At 65.1% G+C, this 9,497-nt stretch carries 12 protein-coding genes; all 12 read right to left on the minus strand.

All coding sequences use genetic code 11. From position 1 onward, the window contains the following. Positions 1-2 precede the first annotated feature (2 nt). A complete protein-coding gene (locus tag JD971_RS09820; RefSeq protein WP_202083010.1) occupies positions 3-236 on the minus strand; it encodes a hypothetical protein in 234 nt (77 codons plus the stop codon). Beyond that, positions 233-853 carry a hypothetical protein gene (locus tag JD971_RS09825; RefSeq protein WP_202083012.1) on the minus strand — a complete coding sequence of 207 codons (621 nt, stop codon included), beginning with the start codon at positions 851-853 and terminating at the stop codon, positions 233-235. The genes JD971_RS09820 and JD971_RS09825 overlap by 4 nt, the downstream gene beginning before the upstream one ends. Beyond that, complete coding sequence (locus JD971_RS09830) at positions 853-1,629, minus strand: hypothetical protein (protein WP_202083014.1); 777 nt, start codon at positions 1,627-1,629, stop codon at positions 853-855. Before JD971_RS09830 ends, JD971_RS09825 begins: the two co-directional genes overlap by 1 nt. Positions 1,630-1,634: 5 nt before the next feature. Then, entirely contained in the window at positions 1,635-2,354 is a 720-nt protein-coding gene (locus tag JD971_RS09835; RefSeq protein WP_202083017.1) for a hypothetical protein, read from the minus strand. Further along, on the minus strand, positions 2,338-2,508 hold the full coding sequence (locus JD971_RS09840; RefSeq protein WP_202083019.1) for a hypothetical protein: 171 nt from the start codon (positions 2,506-2,508) through the stop codon (positions 2,338-2,340). Before JD971_RS09840 ends, JD971_RS09835 begins: the two co-directional genes overlap by 17 nt. Positions 2,509-2,520: 12 nt before the next feature. Further along, positions 2,521-4,764, minus strand: a complete 2,244-nt coding sequence (locus JD971_RS09845; protein WP_202083021.1) for a hypothetical protein — start codon at positions 4,762-4,764, stop codon at positions 2,521-2,523. Position 4,765: 1 nt separating this feature from the next. Beyond that, positions 4,766-6,097: a phage tail protein I gene (locus JD971_RS09850; RefSeq protein WP_202083023.1), complete on the minus strand. Its 1,332-nt coding sequence runs from the start codon at positions 6,095-6,097 to the stop codon at positions 4,766-4,768. Continuing rightward, entirely contained in the window at positions 6,094-6,978 is an 885-nt protein-coding gene (locus tag JD971_RS09855) for a baseplate J/gp47 family protein (RefSeq protein WP_202083025.1), read from the minus strand. The genes JD971_RS09850 and JD971_RS09855 overlap by 4 nt, the downstream gene beginning before the upstream one ends. 93 nt (positions 6,979-7,071) lie before the next feature. Next, the gene (locus tag JD971_RS09860) at positions 7,072-7,632 is read right to left on the minus strand and encodes a hypothetical protein (RefSeq protein WP_202083028.1); all 561 of its coding nucleotides are present in this window, start codon (positions 7,630-7,632) and stop codon (positions 7,072-7,074) included. Beyond that, on the minus strand, positions 7,629-8,378 hold the full coding sequence (locus tag JD971_RS09865; protein WP_202083030.1) for a hypothetical protein: 750 nt from the start codon (positions 8,376-8,378) through the stop codon (positions 7,629-7,631). The genes JD971_RS09860 and JD971_RS09865 overlap by 4 nt, the downstream gene beginning before the upstream one ends. A 175-nt stretch (positions 8,379-8,553) precedes the next feature. Beyond that, complete coding sequence (locus tag JD971_RS09870; protein ID WP_202083032.1) at positions 8,554-9,018, minus strand: phage virion morphogenesis protein; 465 nt, start codon at positions 9,016-9,018, stop codon at positions 8,554-8,556. After that, entirely contained in the window at positions 9,015-9,497 is a 483-nt protein-coding gene (locus JD971_RS09875) for a phage tail protein (RefSeq protein WP_202083034.1), read from the minus strand. The genes JD971_RS09870 and JD971_RS09875 overlap by 4 nt, the downstream gene beginning before the upstream one ends.

Consider the following 9,497-nt stretch of genomic DNA (forward strand, 5'->3'; position numbering starts at 1 on the left):
CTTCAGTCTTTCCGCGAATAGGTGGGTTCGTCGTCGCTTTCGAAGCTTCGCCGGCAATGGTCCGGCTCCCAGAAGAACAGCGTGTCGATCATGGCGACGGCGACAGCGCCCCAGCGGCGGCCGGCTTGTCGTGCTTCCCAGCTTCGCGCCGAAAAGGTCTGGTCGCGATTGCCGAACCAGATCGCGTTCCACAATTGCGACCACGCGCCGCAGATCGCCACGATCCAGCGCGTCATGCCCAGGCCTCCGGATCGGCGGGATCGATCGGCGCGTCGGCCGCGAGCAGTTCGAAATAGCGATGCCAGATGGGCTGACGGATCGCGGCGGCCGCTTTCAGAACGTCGAGCCATTCCGGGCCGGTCACCGCAACGGGGCCGGTGTCCGTGACGATGGCGATGGCGGTGGTGTCGTCGTTGGTGCCGGCAAGCGCCTGCGCATAGGGGGTGACATCGAGGCTCCACGCCCGCATGTCCGCCTCGCTCGTGCCGATGCGATGCACGCCGCGCACGTCACCGAAATCGTAGTCGAACCCCAGCGCCAGCCTGCGTTCCCGCTCCGCGATCAGCGCGGCTTCGAAATCGGCGCGGGCCTGTTCGGCAAAGCGCGCGCGTTCGTCCTCGCTGAAGGCGCGCACCGTCCAGGCCTGCTGCCATCGGCCATCGACGAACTCGGGCATGTCGGCTTCCTCGACGACGTCGCCGGCCGGCATCGGGGAGGGATGCACGATGGCATAGCCGCGCTTTGCCAGCATGGCCGCGGACGGTTCGCGCGGGAAGCTGTCCGATGGGAATTCGGCGCGAAGATCGGCGAGCGTGCAGGGGAAGCGGCGGTCGCGGGTGCGAATGAGCTGCATCAATAAATCTCCACGGTGTCGCTGGATGCCTGGTCGACTTGGGTCGAGGGAAAGGCGCGCTTCGGCCCCCAGATGATGCGAACCGCGCCGCGCCCGGCCTTTGCGCCGACGGTGTAGGATCCGCCGCCGCCATAATCGCCGCCGGCCAGGGTGGTGCCCGGCGCGCCACCCGAGCCGCCCTTGCCGCCCTGGCTGTTGAACGTGCCGGCGGCACCGCTGGCGGCCTGGCCGTAAAGCCCGACACCGCCGCCGCCGTGATAGACGTCGGACCCGCTGGATACATAGGCGCCGCCGCCGCCGCCGCCTTCGCCCGGCAGGGGCGCGATGTTCGAGGCGCCGCCATTGCCCCCCTTGCCGCTATAGCCGCCAGCCCCGCCGCCGCCGTATGAGCCCGCGCCGCCGTTGCCGCCGCCATCATGCACGGTCGGCGTGCCGTATTGATCGCCCTCGCCGCCGCCGGAGGCATGGGCGAGATACTGGCCGGCGCGAGCGATATAGCTGGCTGTCGACGCGCGGGTCGCGGCGTCGAAGGTGACATGCCGCTTGCCGACCCGGATGGTCAGCGTTTCCCCCGGCGTGACCGGGATCCGGTTCTTCCAGGCAAGGCCGCCGCCGGCGCCGGCGAGGGAGGTCTGGCTCGTCCTCACGCCGCCGGCCCCGATGCAGAGCGCACAGATTTCTCGCACGCCTCGCGGAACGGTCCACTGCACGGCCACGCCATCCTCGGCGAGGAAGACCGCTTCGCCGGCGGGCGGCGCGGCGCTTGCGAGCATCATCTCGATCATGCCTTCGGCCCTGTGGTGCCCAGCCATTTGGCGCCGGTCCAGAACAGCACGATGCACATATCGGTCCCTTCGAGCAGCGGGGCGGTGCCGTTCGACCAGGTCACCGCGGCGGGCCAGCTGATCATGCGGGAGGCGAGGCTCGCGCCCGACAGGTGGACAACGGCGGTGAGCGCGCGATCGGCGGCCGGCGGATTGGCGAAAGTGATGGTGATGTCGGTGGCGACATTGATGCGGAACACCTGCGCCTTCGCAAAATCGAGCGCGCTGGTCGCGGGGGCGGAAAGGAGAGAAACCGAACCGAGATGGGCGCGAAGATCCGCGGCCACGTTCGACAGATCGGCGTTTGCGAAATCCGACGTCGCGGCAAGCGCCGCACTGCCAAGGCCGAGATTGTCGCGCGCCGCCGCCACGTCGCTGAGGTCGGCCAGATTGGCGTCCTTCACCAGCAGTGGATCGAAGGCGCCTTCCTCGCGCAGCCGATCCTCGAGCGCACGCACCTCGGCCTCGACCGCCAGCACCTGTGCAAAGATCGGCTGCAGCGCATCGGTCAGCCGTTCGAAGCCGATCGTGCGCAATTCGTTGATGACGGCCGCCAGATCAGGCTGCAGCGCCTCGAGCGCGCGAAGCCGGGCGAGGAGATAACCCATCGCCCGGTTCATGCGCGCCGGCGTCGCCGCCCGGTCGGCCGCGAAGTCGATCTCAGGCGGGAGTGACATCGGCGACGGCCTCGTCCGCGATCATGGCATCGAGCAGTTCCTGGTCGACCCGGATCGACAGGCCCGGCTTATAGGTGAAGCCGCGTCGTTCGAAGGGTTTCGCCAGGGCGACCTTGTAAAAGCCTGACGTCGATTTCTGATAAGTGGTGGCCATCGGCCGGTCTCCTTAAAGCGCGTAATCCTTGCGGGTGGCGATGTGGAACAGGTCGAGCGGATTGGCGGCCGTGCCGGTCAGGCGGATGCGGTAGGACGCGACAGCCGTGCCGAGGTCGAAGATCCACGTCCGCTCGATCGCGCCGTCCTCGGCGATGCGATCGACGAAGGAATTGGCGGTGCGCGTGGTGCCGTAACCGGCGCCGGTCAGCAGGGTGCAGCCCGCGTCGTGTTCGGCCTCGTCGAAATATTCGAGGCGGGCGATGACGCGGATCGTCGACGATCCCGCGCCGGGAAGGACGCGCGGCTCCGACACGTGGACGAGGCTGGTCTTCGACGCCGCGACCTTCACCTGCGAGCCGGTCAGGGTGAGGGCGGGCATGACATCGGGCGTGCCGTTCATCACGACGCGCAGCGGCAGGAGCGGCGAGGTCACGCCGCCGGGCGTCAGATCGAGCGAAGGATCCAGCGGATGCCAGGCATTGGCGATCTGCACCTCGTAGGTCAGCTGACAAGCGCCGGGCACGATGCTTTCGGCGAGGATGTCGATGTCGGAGATCCCGCCGGCCAGCTGCAGCGGTTGCAGATCGATGACGGCCCGTGATGCGCCGAAGTCGGCGGCATGCAGCGAGAACATGACATCGCGCGAGGTGTCGCCCTGCTGAAACACGCCGTCGATGACGTAGAAGAACGTGCCTTGCGGATATTCGCTGCCTTGCACGGTCGCCAGCCAGTGGTCGGCCGAGGTGATGATGACCATCGCATAGCTGCTGCCGCCCGAAAGGAAGACGGGCTGCACCGGGATGACGGTCTCGCCGCCGGCAACGAGATCCTCGCGCTCGATCGTGGTCTTGGAAATGACCTTGTCGAGCAGGGGCAGGCCGCGGTCGGTCTCGCAAATCGCAAGCGTGACGGATCCTGCGGCGGCGAGGCGCGTGAAGGTAAGGCCGACCGCGTCGAGCCACATGTCGTTCGCCTGCAACCAGGTCTCCGCGACCTGCGCGCCTTGCGCGACATGCGGAACCTTCACCGTTTCCCAGTAGGGTTCGGACACGTAATCGCCCCAGAACTGCGCGATGCGGGCGGTTTCGACGCCGTTCTTCAGGTCGTAGGCGTTGTAGACGACGAAGCTCTCGCCGTCCTTTTCGAACACCGCGGCGCCGTTGTATTTGCCCGACTGCCACCAGACCGAGCTGGTGCTGACCGTGCGCTTCGGCCCGGTGCGCAGGCGCGTGCGCGTCGATTTCTTCTGCACCAGGTCATAGCTGCCGTAGGAATAGGTCGAGATCTGCACCTCGCCCGATCGCTTCGTCAGGGCAAAGCGCTTCGCCCGCTTGTAAGCCGGGAAGAGCGTGCCGCCGACGAGCCGGGCGCGGGGATTGAGCGCGTCGAAGATCTGCAGCTCGCCCGTTGCGCTGTTGGCATTGGGGAAGCGCACGCCATCCTCGACGATCGCGTCGTGGCCGGTAAAGGCGGTGTCGGTGGCATTGTCATCGAGGAAGAAGTCGGCGGCAGAATCGACGGCCGCAACGGGAATGCCGACTTCCTCCTCCAGCGTAGCGAGGCGCAGCAGAGAGCGGCCATAGGAATCGGCGCCGACGAGCCCGCGCTGCCCTTTTGCCAGGGCGGAAATATCCGAGGCGAGCGAGCCGATCTGCGGTTCGGCGCGGGCGCGGAAATCCTCGATTTTCGCGGTGCGATCGCCCAGCGACTGCACGCTGTCGAGCGCGTTGGCGGCATTCATCGTGACGCTTTCGACGCCTGCCGGTGTCAGTACGATTTCGCCGATCACGGTGACGTCGGCGCCGACGATCGGCGCGACCGGGTCCGCGTTCTCTTCGCCGGCGACCGTGTTGATATTGGCGATACGCGCGCGTTCCATTGCGACGACGCGCGGTTCGGATGCGCCGGTTTCCTCGTTGATCAGGAACTCGCGCGGGCGCTGGTCGGTCTCGACCTCCTGCCCCCACGCCACGAGGCTGACGATCTTGCGCGTGGCGAGCGGCAGCGAGGTAGCGAAGTCCTTCTCGAACGCGGCGGCGCGGTCGAACACCTTGCCGCCGGAATAGAGCCGACCAGGCTGCACGGTGACGCTGGTGACGCCGGTGGCGGCGGCCTTGAACCCTGCATATTTGCGCTCGGGCGTGAGGCCGTCGGCGACGAGGTGGTCGAACGAGGTCTGCGCAAAGTCCTGCAGATTGTTGAAGTCGGCGGGATCGTTGTCCATCCCGTCCTGGAAGATCGTGCGGCGTTCCATTTTAGACCTTTCTGAGCTGGCCGAAGGTGAAGTCGCCGAATTGCAAGTCGCTGGCGAAAGCGGCGCGGCGATGGTTGGTGGTGTCGAGGCGGATCGTATCCCGGAGCGCCTTGGAGACGCCGACCGCCTCGATCGCCTTGGCGAGCGCGGTCATGTCGGCCGCCTTGCGAAAGCCGGCGCGATGCCAGCGGCCCGATCGGCGGCGCGGGCGGCGCATGGGCACGGCGAGCTTCAGCTCGGACGAATAGGGATCGATGCCGAACCGGTCGTGTCCGTGCCAGGACAGGGCGCGGCGCCGCGCGCCCATGCGCTCGGGCACGTGGAGGGCGATGCGGTCATAGAGAAACAAGGGTGCTGCGCTGCGCATGAGGAAGCCGCCGCGTCCGTGATGCTGACGCCCGAAGAAGGCGCGCGGGGCGGGTGCGATGCGGGGCTGCGCGATGCGTTGCGGTCGCACGTCGACCGGCTGCATCCCGCGCGTGGCGGCGAGCGCCTGCGCATTATCGTCCGCGCGAATGGTGACGATCCCCAGTTCGGCGCGGCTGCGCGTCAGGAAGCCGGTGCCGAAGCCGCGGCCGTGCCAGCTGCGCCGTGAGCCGGAATTTGCGAGAAAGACGCGGGTGACCGTGCCGCCCTCGATATGCGCAAAGGCGACGTCCTGTTCCTCGCCGCGATCGTGGAAGGTGGCGCGCCGGCCGTAGAGCATCGGCCCGCGCGAGCGGCGATGGAATGCGACGGGCGTCGCCGGGGCATCGATCGAGCGCGCCTCGCCCGAAAGGCCGCCCAGGGCGATGCCGTCGCCAGTGCCGATCGCGAGAGTGACCTCGGCAAAGCTGCCGCCGCCGTGGAATTGCCGCCGCGCACCCGGCCCGGTGTAGAAACCATGGGCGCGCGGAGCGATGGCGCGATGGGCGAACGGGTAAAGCCGGATCTGCGGCAGATCGTCACGCCAGGCTGCGCGCTGCGCGTCGGTCATGGCGCCGCGCATGAACCCGCGAGCCGGCGGGCGGATTGCGCGCACCAGCTTCACGTCGACGAGGTCGAGATGGGCGCGGATGCCGGCGAGCGTCGTCTTGCCCCGGTGCAGGGCGAGCGCATTGCGGCAGACATTGCGCTTCTTCGTCTCGGGCCAGTCATCGTCCCACAGGTCGATCGAATAATGCCAGGCGAGAAAGCCGAGATAATCCGCCGGGCAGCGATCCGGGTCCATGACGTCGCGGACGAGATGGACGGGCAGCGAGGCGCGCGCGGCGGTCGCATCCTCGAATGCGCGTTCGAAGGCCGTTGCGTTTGGCGGGAGCAGCGGGCCGCGTATCTGGGCGGTGCCGATCATGGCCGGTCGACCGTGATGATGAGGTCACGCAGCCAGGCCGCGCCGGCATCGCCGGGGGCGATATCGGCCAGCGTGCAGCTTGCATGCTCGACGCCGCCGACGCTCGCGACCGCGGCGAGCTGCTGCGCGTAAACGACGCGGCCGATCGCATGGCGGCGCAAGGCATAGGCGCGCACCGCGCGTTCCGCTTGTTGCCTGACCAGCGCAGGATCGGGTCCGCGCGCGATCGTGAGGCGGACCTCGGCATCATAGGGCACGATTGTCGCGCCGCGCACCGATACGACATCGGTGAGCTGCACCGCGTCGTCCTCGGCGAAAGCGGCGGCGACGTCGGCGACAATATCACCGGGCACGTCGCCATCGCCGTCGCGGCCGAGCAGGATGATGTCGACGCGACCGCCGCCGCGATTGATCGCGGCAACGTCCTTCAGCGCCGGCGCGATCGCCAGCGCGCGCGAGCGATAGAAGCCGCCGGTGACGCCGGCATGGGGCAGAGCCTCGGGCGCAAGCTGGATGCGGGCGCGCAATTCGTCGTCGCTTTCCATGATCGCCGGTTCGGTGGCGGTCGCGAGGGTAAGCGTGCGCCGCGAAACGCCGAGCAGCGCGCCGATCTGGTCGAGATTGCCGCCGCGGGCGTAGGCCAGCATGGTCGAGCGTGCTGCATCGTCGATCGCGTGGCGGGTGAGCAGCTCGCGCCATGCCACGACTTGGAGCAGCTTGACCGCCGGGTCGCTATCGACCGGCGTGTCGAATTGCGGCCAGCGCGCCTGCAGATCGGCGATCACATCGCCGAGGATTGCCTCGAAATCCTGCGCCGCCAGCGTATCGGGCGCGGGCAGGGCGGACAGGTCGAGCGCGTTTGAAGATGGCGAGGCGGGCATAGCCGCCAGCTATCGCGCAGGGATGGCAAGGGCGGCGAGCGGGTGTTGTTGTAGGGGGGCGGTTTACAACAGAGGGATAATCAGAAACGGGGTCTACCCTTCGCTCGGAAAAACCTTTTTAGTTGGGCCTTGCTCCAGAGCATCAAATAGTGTGGCTATATGTTCCGGCTCGGGGAGATCAGATGTCGTTAAGACGTTTAGTCCAGCCTGAGAGGCATGTTTGATAAGATTCAGATCGTCAGAATACAATGTATCTGCTCTCTCAGCTACAGCTGTCCCAATTATCTGACGGTCGAATTTAACCTTTTGCCATGGTGCGCTTACGCCGGCTCGCTTGTCACCATCTTTGAGGGCGTGACGTGCCAACATCGCAGTTTCAATAGCCGCTTGGGTTCCGAATGGACGAATTTTAAATCTCGCGGTGGAAGAGATTTGAGCGATCAATGCTGGACCATCGTCGGGAGCAATGACCAAAATTTCGGCCAGCGCTGGGGCGGGAACGATTATGGTGTCATCCGCTTTCAGGCAATCTAGGAACTTGTTGATTCGGCCTTCGCAGTTATTAATTGGCCCCCCATTGTTACGGTCCTTGGGTGGACTTGCTTGAGGGTTAAGTAAAAGGATTAAAGCTGAGCTGTCGACCACAATAATCACTCAGATTCGTCCTCCTCGTTCCCCCGCAGTGCAAGCAATTGTTTAACTGCATCTGCGCTTCGCAATTGGCTGCCCAAAGTTTTACGAGCCTTGATAATTACGTCAGCTATTTTGTTCCCATCCAGACGTTCAAAACGGTCTACTTTGAAGTCGCTCATCTTCCAATCGCCATCTGGGAGGCGTTCGAATCGCCCATTTCCGTATAAGCGGACAGGCTCACCGTATAAGAGGAGGGCAAGTTCTTTCGCTAGTTCACGCCTCATCGTGATACCCGCGTGTATGGTTTCGCCGTCCTGCAGAATCGCATGTGCAGAACTGTCCCGGCCTCCAATAGAGACGATCGTTCCGTCGAGGCTTGTATCCTCGCGAAAGGGTGGAAAATTTAAAGGCTTTTTTCGAGTCCTTCCGGCGAATGGAAGGACCACGATATCATCGCCACCGACAGTTAGCGTTGCGATTGCGTTGTCATTTGCCAGCAAATCCTCAAGCTGATCTTTCGCAGCTAGCGCATCTTTAGGGGCGGTACCGATACGAACGCCGTGTAGGCGGGTTTCGACCTTCGGAGCATCAATGGGGTCAACGGCAGCGCGTAGTTTTGCACTTCCTTTTTCAATGCCAACGAAATGGGTATGCTCTTCGTGACCAAACATTCTAGCCAATGCGCTGAGATATGCCGCCAAACGTTGCATCGGCAGAGTTGCCGGATCGAACGCATCAATACGGAAGACATATTGAACCGGATCCAAGGCTGCCTCCTTCCGTTTCAATGGGCAACGGTCTGCCATGGTGCATGCAGATGCATGATTGAACACGCATGGGAATAACCCCCTATAACGAGACTCGTATATCTTAAAAGATATGTTGTGAATTTTTGGTTCCCGAGCTTCCCGTGAGCCCAAGTAGCGTGCGCTGACCGAATCGTTATCGATCGAGCCATTCGAGCAGTTCGTCGGTCATGCCGTCGATGTCATCGCGTGCAAACCCGAGCAGCCGTCGCCGGGGATAGCGGGCGCGAATCGTATCGCCGGCCTTCGTTTTGCCGACATAGCTTTCGCGCCCGAAATGATGGTCGCTGGCGATCCGGTTTGAGCCGGCCCGGAAGCGAAGCTCGACGCCTTCGTCGGACGGTTTGATCGTCAGGTGCCGGGCATAGCGCAGCCGCCGGAACATCTTGCGTCGGCGCAGGCGTTTGTCGCCGCGATCCTTGCGCGGTTCCATGGCACCGCCATCCGGTTCCTCGTTCGCGGCCATGCGGGCAAGGTTCGATCGACGCAGCTGCTGCCCGATCTTACGCGCGACGAGCCGTCGACGCGCCGGCGAGATGTCGGCCAGCATGTCATCGAAGAAGCGGCCGAGGTCATCCAGGCCGTGGCCGGCGTCGGTCACGGCAACAGACCTGCGCCGCCGAGGGTGATGGCATCGAGCGAGGTTTCGGGCGGCACGCCTTCGAAGGGCGGGTCGATATCGGGTTCATCGCGATAGGACATGGTGCCATCGGCGGCGATGTCGACCGCCTCGTCGAGCGCGATCGTGATGGCGATGTCCGCCTTGTCGTCGTCGAGGATATCGACCTCGAAGCTGAAAGCTTCATCGCCGGCGGTGTGGTTCTGCAGGCGTTCTGGCTGTGCGGCGCGGATCCATTCCAGCACGGTGGCGGCGAGGCGGTTCGGATCGCCGGCGAAGTCGAGCAGCACGACGTTCAAGGTGTAGCGCCATTCGAAGCCGGTTGCCCGGTTCGTTCCGCCCGGCCCCGCGCGTGCGGCAATGCGGCCCTTATCGATATAGATCGACAGCGCCTGCGGATCGCGGGTCAGATCGGGAAAGGCGGCGGTGAGGGCCGCGCGCAGGGCGTCGTGCTTGCGCAT

Origin of the sequence: Croceicoccus sp. YJ47, assembly GCF_016745095.1 — a bacterium.
Taxonomy (GTDB): domain Bacteria; phylum Pseudomonadota; class Alphaproteobacteria; order Sphingomonadales; family Sphingomonadaceae; genus Croceicoccus.

What these genes read in the sequence shown, in the direction of transcription:
- JD971_RS09875 (WP_202083034.1), bottom strand. Translation starts at nt 9,497, where the DNA reads ATGCGCAAGCACGACGCCCTGCGCGCGGCCCTCACCGCCGCCTTTCCC.
- JD971_RS09835 (WP_202083017.1), bottom strand. Translation starts at nt 2,354, where the DNA reads ATGTCACTCCCGCCTGAGATCGACTTCGCGGCCGACCGGGCGGCGACG.
- JD971_RS09845 (WP_202083021.1), bottom strand. Translation starts at nt 4,764, where the DNA reads ATGGAACGCCGCACGATCTTCCAGGACGGGATGGACAACGATCCCGCC.
- JD971_RS09830 (WP_202083014.1), bottom strand. Translation starts at nt 1,629, where the DNA reads ATGATGCTCGCAAGCGCCGCGCCGCCCGCCGGCGAAGCGGTCTTCCTC.
- JD971_RS09850 (WP_202083023.1), bottom strand. Translation starts at nt 6,097, where the DNA reads ATGATCGGCACCGCCCAGATACGCGGCCCGCTGCTCCCGCCAAACGCA.
- JD971_RS09820 (WP_202083010.1), bottom strand. Translation starts at nt 236, where the DNA reads ATGACGCGCTGGATCGTGGCGATCTGCGGCGCGTGGTCGCAATTGTGG.
- JD971_RS09840 (WP_202083019.1), bottom strand. Translation starts at nt 2,508, where the DNA reads ATGGCCACCACTTATCAGAAATCGACGTCAGGCTTTTACAAGGTCGCC.
- JD971_RS09855 (WP_202083025.1), bottom strand. Translation starts at nt 6,978, where the DNA reads ATGCCCGCCTCGCCATCTTCAAACGCGCTCGACCTGTCCGCCCTGCCC.
- JD971_RS09825 (WP_202083012.1), bottom strand. Translation starts at nt 853, where the DNA reads ATGCAGCTCATTCGCACCCGCGACCGCCGCTTCCCCTGCACGCTCGCC.